Source organism: Acidocella facilis ATCC 35904 (genome assembly GCF_000687875.1).
Lineage (GTDB): Bacteria > Pseudomonadota > Alphaproteobacteria > Acetobacterales > Acetobacteraceae > Acidocella > Acidocella facilis.
In genome coordinates this window covers 328,996-345,039 of sequence record NZ_JHYG01000001.1, presented here as the reverse complement: position 1 = coordinate 345,039, position 16,044 = coordinate 328,996, and the positions used below count along the sequence as shown (strand labels likewise).

Annotated in this window: 20 protein-coding genes; 8 read left to right on the top strand and 12 right to left on the bottom strand. The window is 65.1% G+C overall.

Annotated elements, in window-relative coordinates; translation table 11 throughout:
• Positions 1 to 23 precede the first annotated feature (23 nt).
• Together T331_RS0101720 and T331_RS0101715 are read left to right on the top strand one after the other, a co-directional pair.
• The gene (locus tag T331_RS0101720; RefSeq protein ID WP_026438788.1) at positions 24 to 509 is read left to right on the top strand and encodes a glutathione peroxidase; all 486 of its coding nucleotides are present in this window, start codon (positions 24 to 26) and stop codon (positions 507 to 509) included.
• 43 nt (positions 510 to 552) lie between these two features.
• Positions 553 to 987 carry a 6,7-dimethyl-8-ribityllumazine synthase gene (locus tag T331_RS0101715; protein ID WP_008493122.1) on the top strand — a complete coding sequence of 145 codons (435 nt, stop codon included), beginning with the start codon at positions 553 to 555 and terminating at the stop codon, positions 985 to 987.
• A 122-nt stretch (positions 988 to 1,109) separates the two neighbouring features.
• Here T331_RS0101715 and T331_RS0101710 read toward each other — a convergent pair whose 3' ends face one another.
• Complete coding sequence (locus T331_RS0101710; RefSeq protein WP_244876872.1) at positions 1,110 to 1,544, bottom strand: NUDIX hydrolase; 435 nt, start codon at positions 1,542 to 1,544, stop codon at positions 1,110 to 1,112.
• A gap of 43 nt (positions 1,545 to 1,587) precedes the next feature.
• Between T331_RS0101710 and T331_RS0101705 the strand changes: the two genes are divergently transcribed.
• Positions 1,588 to 2,079: a cupin domain-containing protein gene (locus tag T331_RS0101705; RefSeq protein WP_026438786.1), complete on the top strand. Its 492-nt coding sequence runs from the start codon at positions 1,588 to 1,590 to the stop codon at positions 2,077 to 2,079.
• Positions 2,076 to 2,828, top strand: coding sequence for a phytanoyl-CoA dioxygenase family protein (locus tag T331_RS16990; RefSeq protein WP_051622004.1), 753 nt, complete (start codon positions 2,076 to 2,078; stop codon positions 2,826 to 2,828). The genes T331_RS0101705 and T331_RS16990 overlap by 4 nt, the downstream gene beginning before the upstream one ends.
• Before the next feature lie 100 nt (positions 2,829 to 2,928).
• On the opposite strand, the gene recG is transcribed toward T331_RS16990, so the two are convergent.
• A complete protein-coding gene (gene recG / locus T331_RS0101695; protein WP_051622002.1) occupies positions 2,929 to 4,977 on the bottom strand; it encodes an ATP-dependent DNA helicase RecG in 2,049 nt (682 codons plus the stop codon).
• A 49-nt stretch (positions 4,978 to 5,026) separates the two neighbouring features.
• On the opposite strand from recG, the gene T331_RS0101690 reads away from it, so the two are divergent.
• Together T331_RS0101690 and mfd are read left to right on the top strand one after the other, a co-directional pair.
• Positions 5,027 to 5,305, top strand: coding sequence for an FAD assembly factor SdhE (locus T331_RS0101690; RefSeq protein WP_008493117.1), 279 nt, complete (start codon positions 5,027 to 5,029; stop codon positions 5,303 to 5,305).
• Positions 5,306 to 5,537: 232 nt separating this feature from the next.
• The gene (gene mfd, locus T331_RS0101685) at positions 5,538 to 8,969 is read left to right on the top strand and encodes a transcription-repair coupling factor (RefSeq protein WP_026438784.1); all 3,432 of its coding nucleotides are present in this window, start codon (positions 5,538 to 5,540) and stop codon (positions 8,967 to 8,969) included.
• 63 nt (positions 8,970 to 9,032) lie between these two features.
• Here mfd and T331_RS0101680 read toward each other — a convergent pair whose 3' ends face one another.
• The 10 genes from T331_RS0101680 to ccmC all read right to left on the bottom strand — a co-directional run bounded on the left by T331_RS0101680 (position 9,033) and on the right by ccmC (position 15,024).
• The gene (locus T331_RS0101680) at positions 9,033 to 9,326 is read right to left on the bottom strand and encodes a hypothetical protein (protein WP_008493115.1); all 294 of its coding nucleotides are present in this window, start codon (positions 9,324 to 9,326) and stop codon (positions 9,033 to 9,035) included.
• Between the two features lie 150 nt (positions 9,327 to 9,476).
• Positions 9,477 to 9,806, bottom strand: coding sequence for a DMT family transporter (locus T331_RS0101675; protein WP_026438782.1), 330 nt, complete (start codon positions 9,804 to 9,806; stop codon positions 9,477 to 9,479).
• A gap of 3 nt (positions 9,807 to 9,809) precedes the next feature.
• Positions 9,810 to 9,956 carry a DUF1674 domain-containing protein gene (locus T331_RS19355; RefSeq protein ID WP_008493113.1) on the bottom strand — a complete coding sequence of 49 codons (147 nt, stop codon included), beginning with the start codon at positions 9,954 to 9,956 and terminating at the stop codon, positions 9,810 to 9,812.
• 46 nt (positions 9,957 to 10,002) lie between these two features.
• Positions 10,003 to 10,629, bottom strand: coding sequence for a c-type cytochrome biogenesis protein CcmI (gene ccmI, locus T331_RS0101665; protein WP_008493111.1), 627 nt, complete (start codon positions 10,627 to 10,629; stop codon positions 10,003 to 10,005).
• Positions 10,626 to 11,078, bottom strand: coding sequence for a cytochrome c-type biogenesis protein (locus T331_RS0101660; protein WP_008493110.1), 453 nt, complete (start codon positions 11,076 to 11,078; stop codon positions 10,626 to 10,628). Before T331_RS0101660 ends, ccmI begins: the two co-directional genes overlap by 4 nt.
• Positions 11,075 to 11,632, bottom strand: a complete 558-nt coding sequence (locus T331_RS0101655; protein ID WP_026438781.1) for a DsbE family thiol:disulfide interchange protein — start codon at positions 11,630 to 11,632, stop codon at positions 11,075 to 11,077. The genes T331_RS0101660 and T331_RS0101655 overlap by 4 nt, the downstream gene beginning before the upstream one ends.
• Positions 11,632 to 13,593 carry a heme lyase CcmF/NrfE family subunit gene (locus tag T331_RS0101650; RefSeq protein WP_026438780.1) on the bottom strand — a complete coding sequence of 654 codons (1,962 nt, stop codon included), beginning with the start codon at positions 13,591 to 13,593 and terminating at the stop codon, positions 11,632 to 11,634. The genes T331_RS0101655 and T331_RS0101650 overlap by 1 nt, the downstream gene beginning before the upstream one ends.
• Positions 13,590 to 14,096, bottom strand: coding sequence for a cytochrome c maturation protein CcmE (gene ccmE, locus T331_RS0101645; RefSeq protein ID WP_026438779.1), 507 nt, complete (start codon positions 14,094 to 14,096; stop codon positions 13,590 to 13,592). Before ccmE ends, T331_RS0101650 begins: the two co-directional genes overlap by 4 nt.
• A gap of 2 nt (positions 14,097 to 14,098) precedes the next feature.
• Complete coding sequence (gene ccmD, locus T331_RS19735) at positions 14,099 to 14,251, bottom strand: heme exporter protein CcmD (RefSeq protein WP_144052657.1); 153 nt, start codon at positions 14,249 to 14,251, stop codon at positions 14,099 to 14,101.
• The gene (ccmC, locus tag T331_RS0101635; RefSeq protein WP_026438778.1) at positions 14,248 to 15,024 is read right to left on the bottom strand and encodes a heme ABC transporter permease CcmC; all 777 of its coding nucleotides are present in this window, start codon (positions 15,022 to 15,024) and stop codon (positions 14,248 to 14,250) included. Before ccmC ends, ccmD begins: the two co-directional genes overlap by 4 nt.
• A 66-nt stretch (positions 15,025 to 15,090) precedes the next feature.
• On the opposite strand from ccmC, the gene T331_RS0101630 reads away from it, so the two are divergent.
• Positions 15,091 to 15,501, top strand: coding sequence for an EVE domain-containing protein (locus T331_RS0101630; protein WP_008493105.1), 411 nt, complete (start codon positions 15,091 to 15,093; stop codon positions 15,499 to 15,501).
• Positions 15,498 to 16,028, top strand: a complete 531-nt coding sequence (gene msrA, locus T331_RS0101625) for a peptide-methionine (S)-S-oxide reductase MsrA (protein ID WP_026438777.1) — start codon at positions 15,498 to 15,500, stop codon at positions 16,026 to 16,028. Before T331_RS0101630 ends, msrA begins: the two co-directional genes overlap by 4 nt.
• The last annotated feature ends 16 nt before the right edge of the window (positions 16,029 to 16,044 follow it).

Genomic DNA, 16,044 nt, shown 5'->3' with positions numbered 1-16,044 from the left:
GTTTTTAGATAGCAGGACGCAAAATGGCCAGCGCTCATGAGTTTTCATTCAGCACGCTGAGGGGCGAACCCTATCCGCTGGCGGCCTTGAAGGGGCGCGTGGTGCTGGTGGCCAACACCGCCAGCAAATGCGGCTTCACCCCGCAATATGAGGGCTTGCAGGCGCTCTGGGCGGAATATGGGCTGCGCGGGCTGACGGTGATCGGCGTGCCCTGCAATGATTTCGGCGGCCAGGAGCCGGGCGCGGCGGAGGAAATCGGCCAGTTCTGCCAGGCCAATTACGGCGTGGATTTCCCGATGATGGCGAAGGAGCACGCCATCGGGGAGGCGGCGCATCCCTTCTTCCGCTGGGTGGTGGCGCAGAAAGGCTTCCTGGCGAAGCCGCGCTGGAATTTCTACAAATATCTGATCGGCCCGGATGGGCAGCTGCTGGATTTCTTCATCTCCGCCACCAAGCCCGACGCACCGAAGGTCAAACGCGCCGTCGCCCGCGCGCTCTTGCCCGGATAAATTGCCACGGCCTATGGTCCGCGCGAGCAAGAAAGGTTTTCAGATGAGTTCTGCGCGTTTTGCCTTCATCAAGGCCTCCTGGCATGCCGATATCGTCGATCAGGCGCTGAAAGGCTTTCAGGAGCTGATCCCGGCCGCGCAGGTGGATGTGTTCAGCGTGCCCGGCGCCTTCGAGATGCCGCTGCTGGCCCGCGATCTGGCACAGACCGGCCGCTACGCGGCGGTGGTGGCGGCGGCCTTCGTGGTGGATGGCGGCATCTACCGGCATGATTTCGTCGCCCAGGCGGTGGTGGATGGGCTGATGCGCGCCGGACTGGATAGCGGCGTGCCGGTGCTCTCGGTCTCGCTCACCCCGCATCACTACCAGGAAACCGACCACCATAACGCGATCTACCGGGCGCATTTCGTCACCAAGGGCCAGGAAGCCGCGAAAGCGGCGTTGGCGATCACCGAGACGCGGGCAAGCCTAAAGTCCTAGACGTTTTTGAGGGCGGAGGCGCCCAAGCTTCCATCGTCGTGTAGCGGCGATGGAAAGGCGCCGCAGGGTCGGGAACTTTTTTCAAAAAGGTCCCGAAAACGTTGGGGGTGTTCGCAACACCGTTAAACCAACCTGAACGCCGCCTCAATGATCCGCCGCGCCTCGCTCCAAAGCCCGTAACGGTCAAACTCATCGCGCGTCGCCCAGGCGACTTCCAGCACATCATCCTGCGCCTTCGCCTCGCCGCCCTCGTAGCGCGCCGCGAAATCCAGAATCGTATAATGAAACTCGATTTCTCCCGCCGCGTCGCGATGGATCGAATCCACATGCCCGGCCAGCACCAAAGGCCCACAGCGCAGGCCGGTTTCCTCGAACAATTCGCGCCGCGCCGTCTCTTCCGCCGTCTCGCCCAGCTCCTGCTTGCCGCCGGGCAGGGACCAGAGCCCGGCCCCTGGCGGTTTACCGCGTTTGACGAGCAGCACCTCATCGCCTTTGATGAGAACGATGCCGATGCCGATTTTCGGCGCGCTGGGATATTGGCTCATATTCTGGATCATCTAGGGCCATTGCGGCATCCAGCCAAATGCGAGGAGTTTTAAGATGACCCGACCCGCTTGCATCCGCCATTGGCGTGACCTGGAAGATGCGGATGATGCCGCCTATCCGGGCGATACGGAGCTGATGAGCATTGGCGCGCCGCTCGCCCGCAAAATGGGGCTGACGCGGATCGCCATTCACCATGAAAGGCTACCGCCCGGGCGGCGCACGTCCTACCCGCATGCGGAAAGTGCGCAGGAAGAATTCGTGTATGTGCTGGAGGGCACGCCGGATGTGTGGCTTGACGGGCATCTGCACCGGCTCGCCCCCGGCGATGCCGTGTCCTTCCCGCCCGGCACCGGCATCTGCCACAGTTTTCTCAATAATACCGGCGAGGAGGTGCGGCTCATGGTGATCGGCGAGCCGAACGGCCCGCAAAACCGCATCGCCTACCCAAAAAACCCAGCTTACCAAGCCTCGATCGGCGAGCGTGGCTGGACGGACTGGCCGGCGCGCGAGATGGGGCCGCATGATGGGAAGGCAAGGGGGGAATGATCCGTCATGCCTGGCCGCGAGGCTGGGCGGCGGCGAAGGCGGATTATGCGGCGCAGGGCTTTGCCATTCTAAGCGGGCTGTACCCGCCCTCCGTTCTGGCCGGGTTCGCGGCGGCGTTGACGCAGATTGAGGAGAATGCCGAGGCGCTGGCGGCGCGGCTTCCGGGAAAGCTGGTGTTCGAGCGCGATCTGCCGGCGCATCGGCGCGATGGACTCACGGATGTCGGCGCCGCGCTGTTCCTGGTCAATGATCTGGCGCTGTTCGCGGCGGCGTTTCGGCCACTTCACGAAACGCCGGGCGTAAAAGGTATTTTTTCTGAATTGCTGGGGATGGATCAGCCGGTGCTGCACTACACCAACGCCACCATCAAGCAGGCGCGCTTCGGGCGTGCCATCGCCTGGCATCGGGATTTTCCAAACCGTTATATCTGCCCTCCCGATGGGCGATATCTGCGCCTGATGCTGTGCCTGGATGGCATGACGGACGGCGCGGGGGCGACGATGTTTTATCCCGGCTCGCAGCGCGAAGATGCGACCGATGATGTGGCCGCCTACCTGGCGGCGCAGTCCGGCATGCCGGTGGCGGCGGTGTGCGCGCCGGGGGATGTGGTGCTGATCCACCCGCGCGTCATCCATGGTGGCGGCATGAACCGCGCCGCGCGGCCCCGGCGCAACCTTATCCTGCAGGCGGGCTCGCCCGTGCCGGCGACGCAGCCGCATGAGCAACTCACCGGGCAGGGGCTCGGCTAGAGCCTGTTCCGTTCACATTGGTGAGTAGAATTTGCTCTCGCTTTTTGTTTGAGCGAGCAAGTTTATCCGATCAAACGAATCCGTTTGATCGGATGTTGTTCTAACCCGCCTTCACCGTCTCGATCGCCTCGCGCTGATCGAACAGATTGAGCAAAATCCGCAAGGCCTGCCCGCGTTCGCTCTCCAGCCTTGGGTCGCGCTGCAGTGTCATCACCGCATCCTGCCGCGCCATGGTCAGCAGATCGCCATTCTCCTCCGGGTCCGCCAGCAGATAGCCGGGCAGGCCGGACTGGCGGGTGCCGAGATACTCGCCGGCCCCGCGCAGGCGGAAATCCTCATCGGAGATCAAAAATCCGTCCTCGGTGTCGCGCAGGATGGAGAGCCGCTTGCGGGCCGTCTGGCCGATCTTGTTGTCATGCAGCAGCAGGCAGAAGCTCTTCGCCGTGCCGCGCCCGACCCGCCCGCGCAGCTGATGCAGCTGCGCCAGCCCGAAGCGCTCCGCATGCTCGATCACCATCACATTCGCCTCCGGCACATCCACGCCCACCTCGATGACGGTGGTGGCGACCAGGATTGTCTTGCGCCCCGCGGCAAAATCCGCCAGCGCCGCGTCGCGCTGCTCCGCCGGCATCTGCCCATGCGCCATCGCCACCGCCGCGCCGAACACGCTCTGCAGTTCGGCGAAGCGGATTTCGGTGGCGGTGATGTCCAGCGCCTCGGATTCCGAAACCAGCGGGCAGACCCAATAGACCCGCCCTCCCGCGCCGATTGCCCTGGCGATGGCGTCGCGCAGCTTCGGCAGCTCCGAGAGCCGGTGCATGGTGGTGGTGATCGGCGCCCGGCCCTTGGGTTTTTCGGTGATGCGCGAGACATCCATCTCCGCCCAATGGGTCAGCAGCAGCGTGCGCGGGATGGGGGTGGCGGTCATCACCAGCAGATCCGCCGCTTCGCCCTTCGCCCCCAGCGCCAGGCGCTGATCCACGCCGAAGCGATGCTGCTCGTCGATCACCGCCAGGCCGAGATCGTGAAATTCCACGCTCTTCTGGAAAATCGCATGAGTGCCGATGATGATTTTCAGCGTGCCATCCGCCAGATCCTGCAAAATCGCCCGGCGCGCGCCCGCTTTCACGCTGCCGGTCAGCAGCGCCACCGGCACCGGGGAGAGGCGCTTGAAGGTCGCGAAATGCTGCTTGGCCAAAATCTCCGTCGGCGCCATCAACGCCGCCTGCGCCCCGGCCTCCACCGCCCCCAGGCAGGCCAGCAGCGCCACCAGCGTCTTGCCGGAGCCGACATCGCCTTGCAGCAGCCTTCGCATCCGGTGCGGGGCGGCCATGTCCGCGTCGATCTCGCGCAGCGCCTGCAACTGCCCGGCGGTGGGAGGAAAGCCGAATTTCGCCAAGGCGGCCGCCCGCAGCCGGTTATCGCCAGCCAGCACGCGCCCGCTCTCGCGCCGCCGGCGGGCCCGCACCAGCGCAAAGGCGATCTGGCGGGCCAGCAGCTCGTCATAGGCCAGGCGCTCACGCGGCGCCTTGCCGGGCACTTCCGCCGGCGCATGCAGTGCGCGCAATGCCGCGCCAAAACCTGGCCAGCCGCGCCTGGCCAGAATGCTCGGATCGTGCCATTCGGGAAACTCCGGAAGCATTTCCAGCGCCCCCAGCACCGCCCGGCGCATCGTGCGCGGTGTAATTCCCGCCGCCAGCTTCCAGACTGGCTCGATCCAGGGAAATTCCGCCTCGCGGAACTGATGCGTCACCTGGTCCGGATGCGCCATCACCAGCCGGTCCTGAAACCGCTCCAGCTTGCCAGCGACAATCAGCTTCGCCCCCACCGGAAATTGCGACAGCCTGGCCGCGTGAAACAGCACAATCTCGCCAAAACCGGTGCCATCGCCCATCACCACCCGCCAGGGCTGGCCCTTGCGCCCCGGCGGCTCGTGGCTGACGATCTCCACCCGCAGCGTCGCCACCTGCCCAGGCTGGGCCTGCGCCAGGCTCGGCGTCGCCCGCCGGTCCACATACTCCACCGGCAGATGGAACAGCACATCGCGCACGCTCTCCCCGCCCACTAGCTTCGCCATCAATCCAGAAAGCCGGGCGCCCAGACCCGGCAGCGTGGCCAGCGAAGCGCGCAGAGGCAGCAAAAATTCCATCGTCACGGGCTTAACTCTTGGCCAAACCAACCCTATACCGCAAGCTGTCATGACCGAAGATGAACACGCGTCCCTGGACACACGCCGCAAACGGCTGCTCTACCGCGCCAATCACCGCGGCACCTATGAGAACGACCTGATGATCGGCGGCTTCGTGAAAGCCCGAATCGCCGGCATGTCCGAGTCCGAACTCGACGAAATTGAAGCCGTCATGGAATTCCCCGACGCCGAACTCGCCGACTGGCTCACCGGCCGCAAACCCATCCCCGCCCACGCCGACAGCCCCATGCTCCGGCGCATCCGCGAAGCCGCCCTGAACGGGATATGAGGGGTATTATCTTGGCTGCCGCAGGGGGCGCTGCCCCCTGCACCCCCGCTAAGGGACTCAGTCCCTTAGGATCCCATCAATTCGGGTCTGTGGAAGGGAGGGCCCGGCTGGTGCCTTTCCAACCGCAATTGCGTGCATGGCCCTCCCTTCCACAGACCCGGACGGGTTCCAAGGGCGAGCCCTTGGCGGGGGGTTCAGGGGGGCGGCGCCCCCCTGAGACAGCGGAGACAATATGCCCATGATCCCGGTTTACGGCGCCCCGGAGGGCGTGGATGCGTTGGTGCTGGTGCGTCGGCTGGGCGAGCATGACGGGCCGGTTTTGCATGTGGCGCGGGATGATGCGCGTTTGGCGGCGCTGGCGGAGGAGATTGGGTTTTTCGGGCCTGAGATCGAGGTGATATCGCTGCCGGCCTGGGATTGTTTGCCCTATGACCGGGTTTCGCCGAATGGCGGGATTGTCGCGGAGCGGATTTCGGCGCTGAGCCGGCTGCAGGCGGAGCCGGGCAGGAAGCGGATTGTGCTGACGACGGTGAACGCCGCCTTGCAGAAGGTGGCGCCGCGCAGCGCGCTGGCGGGGGCGGGGCTTAGCCTGGCCAAGGGCGAGCAGGTTTCGCTGAGCGATGTGGCGAGCTTCCTGGAGGCTGACGGCTATCGGCGCACCGGGATGGTGATGGAGGCGGGCGAGTTCAGCCTGCGCGGCGGCATTCTGGATGTGTTTCCGGCCGGGGCTTCGCAGCCGGTGCGGATCGACATGTTCGGGGACGAGATCGAGAGCCTGCGGCATTTCGATACCGAGACCCAGCGCTCGGGTGAATCGCTGCTGCGGCTGGATTTCCACCCGGCCTCGGAATTGCCGCTGGATAGCGCCTCGGTGGCGCGGTTTCGCACCAATTGGCGGGAGCTGTTCGGGCCGAAGGCGGTGGAGGATGCGCTTTACGTCTCCATCTCGGAGGGGCGGCGCCATCCGGGGGCGGAACATTATTTGCCGCTCTTTACCGAGGCGATGGAGACGATCTTTGATTATCTCCCGAACGCCTCCGTCAGCCTGGACCATCAGGCCGAGGCGGCGGTGGCGGCGCGGTTTGAGCTGATCGCCGACCATTATGCCGAGCGCCGGCTGCCACCGCGCCCGGGCGAGCCGATTTTCCGGCCGATCCCGCCAGGGATGCTGTATCTGGAGCGTGAATCCTGGGAAGCAGCGCTCACCAAAGGCCCGTGCTTTGCCTTCTCGCCCTTCACCAAGCCGGATGGCGGGGCGGCGGGCATCGAGATCGGCGGCCGCCCGGCGCCGATTCTCACCGGCCAGCAGGTTCCGGCCTTCGAGGCGCTGGGTGAGCTGAAAACCAAATGGGCGGAGAGCGGGCGGACCATTCTGCTCGCGGCCTGGAGCTTTGGCTCGCGCGAGCGCCTCACGCTGATGCTGAAGGAGCATGGTGTCGGCCCGGTGCGGCCGGTGGTCTCGGCGGACGAGGCCCGCGCTTTGCCGCCGGGGACCATCGCGCTCGCCGTGCTGCCGCTGGAGCGTGGCTTTCTCACGGATCGTCTGGCGGTGGTGGCGGAGCAGGATCTGCTCGGCAGCCGCATCGCCCGCCCGCCCAAGCGCAAACGCCGCGCCGACCAGTTTATCGCCGATGCGACCGAGATCGAGGCCGGGGATCTGGTGGTGCATCAGGATCACGGCATTGGCCGTTATGAGGGGCTGGAGACGGTCACCGTCAACGGCGCGGCGCATGACTGCCTGAAGCTGATCTATGATGGAGGGGACAAGCTCTTCCTGCCGGTTGAGAATATCGATCTGCTCTCGCGCTTCGGCCAGGAAGGTGACGGTGTCACGCTGGACAAATTGGGTGGGGCCTCCTGGCAGGCGCGCAAGGCGAAGGCGAAGAACCGCATCCAGGATATGGCGGCCGGGCTGATCCGGCTGGCGGCGGAGCGCAAGATGCGCGAGGCGCCGCTGCTGGCCGCCGATGATGGCGCCTTTGCGGAATTCTGCGCGCGTTTCCCTTATACCGAGACCGAGGACCAGGCGAAGGCGATCGCCGACGTGATGGAGGATTTCGCCACCGGCCGGCCGATGGACCGGCTGATCTGCGGCGATGTCGGCTTCGGCAAGACCGAGGTGGCGCTGCGGGCCGCCTTCATCGCGGCGATGGCAGGCTCGCAGGTGGCGGTGGTGGTGCCGACCACGCTGCTGGCGCGCCAGCATTTCCGCTCCTTCTCCGCGCGTTTCGAGGGCTTGCCGATCAAGGTGGCGCAGCTCTCAAGGCTGGTGACGGCCAAGGAAGCGGCGCAGGTGAAAGCCGGGCTGGCTTCGGGCGAAATTTCCATTGTCGTCGGCACCCATGCGGTGATGGCGCAGGGCATTTCCTTCTCGGATCTCGGCCTGCTGATCGTCGATGAGGAGCAGCATTTCGGGGTGAAGCACAAAGAACGGCTGAAGGAGCTGAAGGCCGATGTGCATGTGCTGACGCTGACCGCCACGCCGATCCCGCGCACGCTGCAGCTGGCGCTGACCGGGGTGCGCGACCTCTCTCTGATCACCACCCCGCCGGTGGACCGGCTGGCGGTGCGCACTTTCATCATGCCCTTTGATTCACTGGTGATCAAAGAAGCCATCGCCCGCGAGAAATTCCGCGGCGGGCAGATTTTCTGCGTGGTGCCCAGGATCGAGGATCTGGAGCCGATGGCGGCGCGGCTACGCGAGATCGTTCCGGATCTGCGCACGGTGATGGCGCATGGGCGCCTGGCGCCGACCGAGCTGGAACGGGTGATGACCGAATTCGGCGAAGGCAAGTACGATGTGCTGCTGGCCACCAACATCGTGGAATCCGGCCTCGACATGCCGGCGGTGAACACGCTGATCATTTACCGGGCGGATATGTTCGGGCTGGCCGGGCTGTATCAGCTGCGCGGGCGGGTGGGACGTGGCAAGCAGCGCGGCTATGCCTATCTCACCTGGCCGCCGCATCACCGGCTCTCGGCCGCCTCCGAGAAGCGGCTGGAGGTGATGCAGACGCTGGACACGCTGGGGGCGGGCTTCACCCTGGCGTCGCATGACCTGGATCTGCGCGGGGCGGGCAATCTGCTCGGCAATGAGCAATCCGGCCATATCCGCGAGGTCGGTATTGAGCTGTATCAGCAGATGCTGGAGGATGCGGTGAATGATCTGCGCGCCCAGCATAAGGATGCGCAGAAGATCGAGCGGGATTGGACGCCGAACATCAATCTCGGCCTGCCGGTGCTGATCCCGGAAACCTATGTGGCGGATCTGCCGATCCGGCTCGGGCTGTACCGGCGCATTGGCGGGCTTGCCTCGGATGCCGAGAGTGAGGCGCTGGCGGCGGAGCTGGTGGACCGGTTCGGGCCGATCCCGGCGGAGGTGGAAAACCTGCTCTCGGTGGTGGCGCTGAAGCGCGCCTGCCGGGAGGCGAATGTGGAGAAGCTGGATGCCGGGCCGAAAGGCATGGTGGTCAGCTTCCGCAAGAATGATTTCTCCAACCCCGCCGGGCTAATCCGCTGGATCGGCACAAAAGGCGGGCTGGTGAAGCTGCGCCCGGACCAGAAGCTGGCGATGGTGCGCGACATGGATGTGACGGCCCGCATGGCCTACGCCCGCGATTTGCTGACCAATCTGGTCAAGCTGGTGAAAACCCCCGAGGCCTGAAATCGCGAAAGTTTTTAGGGGGTTTGGGGGGATTTTTTCAAAAATCCCCCCAAGAGTCTTCGCTTACAGCGTCTTCCAATAGGCGGCCGCACAGCTCACCACGCTCGGCGTATTCGGATGCTCCGCTGCCTGCTTCTGCTGCTCACCCTCGCCGGTGGCGAAGCTCTGGCCAACGGAATTGATGATATTATGCACCGGCCCGTTGGACGTGCCGGTGATGTTCTGGGCCGTCTGGCTGACATTATGCTTCTCCAGCGCCTGACAGACATTGGTGCTGCCGCCGGCGGCCATCGGCACGCCGAAGAAAATCACCAATAGAACCACGATGACCCCGATAATCCCAATCCCTGCTTTCACGTATCATTCTCCTGAATATTTAAGAAGATGCGCCAAGTCTTTGACGCGCCTTAAGCTTCAGGGATTTGGGGAGCAGGGCGGAGGAGGCAATTAAAAATGTTCTGACAATGGTGTTAACCAGGGGCGTTAACCAGGGGGCGTTGGCTGTGTTCAGCGCACCGCCATCTTCGAGAACAGATTGATCACCAGCACGCCCGCCATGATCAGCGCCATGCCAGCCACACCCGGCCAGTCCACCGGCTGGCGGTAATAGAAAAACCCCACCCCGGCGATGAGGATGATGCCGAACCCGCACCAGAGCGCATAGGCATAGCCGAGCGGGATCACCTTCACCACCTGCGAGAGCATGAAGAAGCTCACGGTATAGCCGACCAGCACGAGGACGGACGGCCCCAGCCGGGTGAAGCCGGCACAGGCTTTCAGCGCCGAGGTGGCGGTGACCTCAGAGAGGATGGCGATCGCCAGAAAGAGATAGGCCAAGGCTCAGAAATCCGAGCAGCGGCCATTCTTCTCCCAGTCGCCATAACGGGTCGGCTCCGGCCCGGTGGGGCCACCGATCTCTTTCGGCAGTTTCGGAGCCTCGGGCTTTTTCGGGGGCTGCGCCGCGGGGGCGGGTTTGGTGTCTTCCATGCCCGGTAATTTAGGCGATCCGCCGGGGAAGGGAAGGGTATTGCGGCTACTGGCCGGGTTGCACCCCGGCCTGCATGATCCGCTGCTGGTCGAGCTGGCGCCAGGTGGCGTTGGCCGGGGCGCTGGCGAGCGATTGCTTGAACAGCCCCAAGGCTTCCGGGGTGATGGCGCCGGCCTGCTCGCTCAGCGCCTCCGCAAGATAAGCCTCGCCCTGGCTGGCATCCGCGGTGCCGGGCTGCACGCTGGCCAGATGCGCGCGTAGCAGCGCGATCAGCTGGGCCAGCTTCGCCTGCGCCGATTCCTGCTGGGCGAGCCACTTCGCATGCGGCTCGGAGGGCACATTCCAGGTGGCGTCTGGCAGATAGAGCGAGAACGCCCCCAGCGGCAGCGCCAGCGTGGCGACAATCAGCAGCATTTTGGCGCTGCCGCCTTTCGCGGTGGCGGGGAAGGCATCCGCCGCCAGCACCCGGCGTTCGATTTCCAGCCGCGCGCCATCATGCTCGGCACGGCTGATGCGGCCATCGGCGAGGTCGCGCTCAAGCTCGACCAGCTGGGCACGGTGCAGCGCCAGGGCCGCGTCGCGCCGCTCCGGCAGATTGCGCGGGGCGCGCAGGCACAGCAGCAGCGGCAAGGAGAAAGCCAGCGCCAGCAGCGCCATATAGATCAGGATCATTTCAGCAATTCATCCAGCCTGGCCTGCTCGGCCTGGCTCAGCGGGGCGGTGGCGGGCTGGCGGGCGCGCCGGCCGAACCAGACCGCGAAAAAACCCAGAATCAGCGCGATAAAGGGCGAGGCGTAGAGCAGCCAGGTCAGCGGCGAGATCGGCGGCTTCAGCAGCACGAAAATGCCGTAGCGCTGGACCATGTAGTTCATGATCTGCTTGTTCGGCACGCCCTGCACCACCTGCTGGCGGATGATCACCCGCAGCTGATGCGCCAGCTTGGCGGAGGAGGCCTCGATGCTCTCATTCTGGCAGACCAGGCAGCGCAGCTGGTCGCCCACCGCCTCGGCCCGCTTTTCCTGGGCCGGGGTGAGGGTGACGCCGTCGCGCACCACCATATCCTGCCCCAGCGCCAGACCGGGCAGCAGCAGCAAGGCCAGAAGCAGCCGGCGCGCGCTCATGAATATTTCCGGAACAGCGGCATCAGCTGGCTGTCCACCACCTGCTGGGTCAACGCGCCGGGATAGCGCCAGCGCACGATGCCGGTCTTGTCGATGAAATAGGTCTCCGGCACGCCGTAAACCCCCCAGTTGATCGCGGTGAGCCCGGAGGCGTCGGCGGCGATGCGCTGATACGGGTTGCCGAACCGGGCCAGATAATCGGCGGTGGCGTCCGGATGGTCCTGATAGGCGATGCCCCAGATGGTGATGCCGCTGGCCGCGAGCTTCGCCAGCATCGGCGTCTCTTGCTGGCAGGGCAGGCACCAGCTGGCGAACCAGTTGACCAGCATCGGCTTGGCCGGGGCCTCGATATCCGTGTTGGCAAAGCCTTGGGCGCCATCGGTGCCGGGCAGGGTGAAAGCCGGGGGGCGCTTGCCGATCAAGGGCGAGGGCAGGGCGTGCGGGTCGTAATCATCCACCTGCATGCGGCGCAGGATGGTGTAGAACCCGGCCCCGCCCGCCACCACGACGGCGAGCGGCACCCCGAACAGCAGACGCCGACGCAAAGGCGACATCAGGCCGCCGCCCCTTTCGGCAGGCGCTTGCGGTTGGGCGCGCCGACGCGCAGCCGCCGATCGGAGAGCGAGCAGAACCCGCCAAGCGCCATGATCAACCCGCCAAACCAGATCAGCGGCGCGCCGGGATGCCAGTTCAGCCGCAGCTCCGCGCCGCCATTCTGCTCATCGGCGAACACCACGTAGATATCCTGCAGCCCGTTGGTATGGATGGCGGCATCGTTGGTGGTCGTGCCCTGGGCGGTGAAGATGCGCCGCGCCGGATGCAGGGTGAGGAAGGTGTGGCCGCCTTCGCCGATGCTGACATCCGCGACGCGCTGGGAATAATTCGGCCCCGGCGCATCATGAATATCATTTAGCGTCCAGCTGTACCCGCCAAGCTCGGTCGATTGGCCGGGCTTGAGCACGACGACGCTCTGCTGGGCCAGCGTCATCCCGGCGATGCCAAGCACGGACACGCCAAAGCCGATATGCCCCAAAGCGGCGCCGATGGCCGCGCGCGGCAGGCTGAACAGCCGCCCCAGCGCCTGGCCCAGCGGGACGCGGAACAGCCGGATGCGGTCCGCGAGGTCGGTCAGCCCAGCCAGCACCACCCAGGCCCCGCCCGCCAACCCGAGGGCGGCGATCAGATGCTTGGTCGCGGTGAGGATGATCAGCACCAGCAGCGCGATGCCGCCGGCCAGCCAGAGGCGCTGCAGCACCGGCAGCATGTCCGCGCGTTTCCAGCGCAAAAGCGGCCCCACCCCCATCGCCAGAATGATCGGCCCGGCCAAGGGCAGCACCGTCTGGTTGAAGAACGGCGCGCCGACGGAGAGCTGAATCCCGAACAGCAGATTGGCGAACGGCGGATAGAGCGTGCCGGTGAACACCACCGCCGCGATCGCGCAGAGGAAGATATTGTTGAGCACCAGCGCGCTCTCCCGGCTGATCGGCGCATAGATGCCGGCCCCGGCCAGAATGGGCGCCCGGATGGCAAAGAGCAACAGCGAACCGCCAATGGTGATGCCGAGCAAAGCCAGGATGAACAGCCCCTGATCAGGTGCCGCCGCGAAGCTGTGCACGGAATTCAGAATGCCCGAGCGCACCAGGAAGGTGCCGGAGAGCGAGAGCGAGAAGGTCGCGATGGCCAGCAGCACCGTCCAGGCCTTCAGCGCCTCGCGCTTTTCCACCACGATGGCGCAATGCAGCAACGCCGTGCCGGTGAGCCAGGGCAGCAGCGCCGCGTTTTCCACCGGGTCCCAGAACCAGTAACCGCCCCAGCCCAGCGTGTAATAGGACCACCAGCTGCCCAGCGTGATGCCGGCGGTAAGGAAGCACCAGGAGATCAGCGCCCAGGGGCGCACCCAGCGGCCCCAGGCGGCGTCGATGCGGCCTTCCAGCAGCGCCCCGATGGCAAAGGCGAAGGCGACCGAGAAGCCGACATAGCCGGTATAGAGAACCGGCGGATGGAAGGCCAAGCCGGGGTCTTGCAGGATCGGGTTCATGCCTGCCCCCTCCAGCGGCGGCGGCCAGATACGGGTGAACGGGTCCGAGACCGACAAGGTGAAGAGCAGGAAGCCACAGGAGACCAGACCCAGCACGCCGAGCACGCGGGCGCGCAAGGTGGCGGGAAGCTGCCGCCCGCCCAGTGCCACGGCGGCACCGCAAAGCGACAGGATCAGGCACCAGAGCAGGATCGAACCGTCATGATTCCCCCAGACCCCGGTGATGCGATACATCAGCGGCACGATCGATGAGGAGAAATCCGCGATATTCTCGACCGTGAAATCCGAGACCACGCCGGCCCAGACCAAGGCGAGGAAAGATAAGGCGATGGCGGTGAAATGCAGCAGCGTCAGCAGCGGCGCCGCCGCCAGGGCGCGCGGGTCCTTCAGCGTCGGGCCGATAATGCCGATGATGCCCTGCACGCAGGCCAGCACCACCGCCATCGCCAGGAGAAAATGGCCGAGTTCGGGGATCATGTGCCGCTGCCTTTCACTTTCATATCGTTCCAGGCGCTGGCATTAGGCGGCGGGCCGAATCGCGGATCCCATTCGCCGCTCTTCTTCAGCTCCTCCTCGACATCCTTGGGCATGTAATCGGCGCCGTGCTTGGCCAGCACCTCATCGGCGACAAATGTGCCGTGCGGGCCCATCGCGCCGATCGTCACCACCCCCTGGCCCTCGCGGAACAGGTCCGGCAGTACGCCGGTGAAGGTCACCGGCACGGCGGCGCGGCCATCGGTGATGGCGAAGCTGGTGGTCGGCTTGTCGCCGGAGAGGGTGGTCTTGACGCTGCCCATCTCGACGATGCCGCCCAGCCTGAAATTCTGCCCCGGCGCCGGGGCCTTGGCCACCACCTGGCGGGGCGAGAGGAAATAGGTGAGGGAGGAGGAGAAGGCCGCCAGGCTCAACGCCACCGCGCCGCCCAGACACACAAGACTGGCCAGCACGAGATAAAGCCGCCGCTTTTTCGGAGCCCGCATGGTTAGAGCTGTTCAGCCTGGGCCAGACGCGCCCGCGCCCGGCGCAGCCGCGCCAGCGTCAGCCAGGCGGCGCCGATCAGGAACAGCACCGTCACCCCATAGGCCCCGTTGATGAAGGGCCAGACATTGATGCTTTGAATTGCGGCCGGGTTCATGGCGTGCGCTCCGCGGCGGCGCGCAGCAGGGCGGTGGTCTTGCGTTCCGAGATCGCCGCCGACATCCGCGCCACCACCATGGTGATGAAAGTAAGATAGAATCCCACCGAGGCGATCAGCAGCGGGTAGAGCATGGTGATATAGATCTTCGAGCCACCGGAGATGGAAATGGTGTTGCCCTGGTGCAGCGTGTTCCACCATTGCACCGAGAACACGATGATCGGCAGGTTGACCGCCCCGGCCAGCGCCAGAATGGCGGCGGCGCGATAGGCATGGGCCTTGTTATCGAAGGCGCGGATCAGCGCGATATGGCCGAGATACAGAAAGAACAGGATCAGCACTGAGGTCAGCCGCGCATCCCAGACCCAGTAGGCGCCCCACATCGGTTTGCCCCAGAGCGAGCCGGACACCAGGCAGACAGCGGTAAACCCCGCCCCCACCGGGCCGATCTCCTCCGCCGCGATATCCGCCAGCGGATGCCGCCAGACCAGCGAGAGGAAGGAGCAGAAAGCCAGCGCCGCATAGCCCGCCATCGCCACCCAGGCGGCGGGAACATGCACATACATGATCCGCGCCGCATCGCCTTGCTGCCAGTCCGCCGGGGCGAACCAATAGCCCCAGACGATGCCGGTGACGGTCAGGATCAATGAAAAAACCGCAAGCCACGGCAAGGTCGGCCGCGCAATGCGCTGAAAGCGCCCAGGATTGGCGAGATAGTGAAACCAGCCGCCGCTGCGGGCGGGGCTGGCCGTCGAGAGGGCGCTTTCCTTCATGTGGAAGTACTTACGACTTGTTCAGGTGAATTTGAAGCGTTGTGAAAATTGGTTACACTCGCGCCCATGCAGTATTGGCTTGTGAAATCTGAACCGGACGCGTTTTCCTGGGCGCAGCAGGTGGAAAACGGCATCGAACCCTGGACCGGGGTGCGCAACCACCTGGCCAAACGGCACCTGAAAGAGATGCGCAAGGGCGATCTCGCCTTCTTCTACCATTCCAATATCGGCCGCGAGATCGTCGGCATTGTGAAAGTCGCGCGCGAGGCCTATCCGGATCCGAGCGCTGAGAGCGGCGACTGGGTCTGCGTGGATATGCAGGCGGTGAAGCCCCTGAAAACGCCCGTCACCCTTGCGGCGATCAAGGCCGACCCCAGATTCCATGATCTGGCTCTGCTGAAATATTCGCGGCTGTCGGTCGCCCCGGTGGGGGCCGAACATTGGGCCATGCTGTGTGAGATGGGAGGGGTGAAATGAGCGCTTACGCGGTTCTGGCCGGCGGCTGTTTCTGGTGCCTGGAAGCGGCCTATGATTCGCTGGCGGGGGTGGGCAAGGTGCAGTCCGGCTATGCCGGCGGGCATGTGGAGCATCCAAGTTACAAGCAGGTCTGCACCGGCACCACCGGCCATGCCGAGGTGGTGCGGGTGGAATATGATCCTTCAGTGATTTCCTATGAGGATCTGCTGCGGGTGTTTTTCACCATCCACGACCCGACGACGCTGAACCGTCAGGGCAATGATATCGGCACGCAATATCGTTCGGCGATCTATTATGTGGATGCCGCACAGAAGGCCGCGGCGGAGGCGGCGATCGCGGAATTCACCCCGGTCTGGGGCAGGATTGTCACCGAGGTGACGGAGCTTGGCAAATTCTGGCCCGCCGAGGCGGAGCATGAGGATTATTTCGAGCGTAATCCCGGTTCGGGCTATTGCCAGGCGGTGGTGGCGCCGAAAATCGCCAAGCTGCGCAAAAGCTTCCGCGACCGCCTGAAGAAACCAGACTAAGCCGCAAAAAAATTCA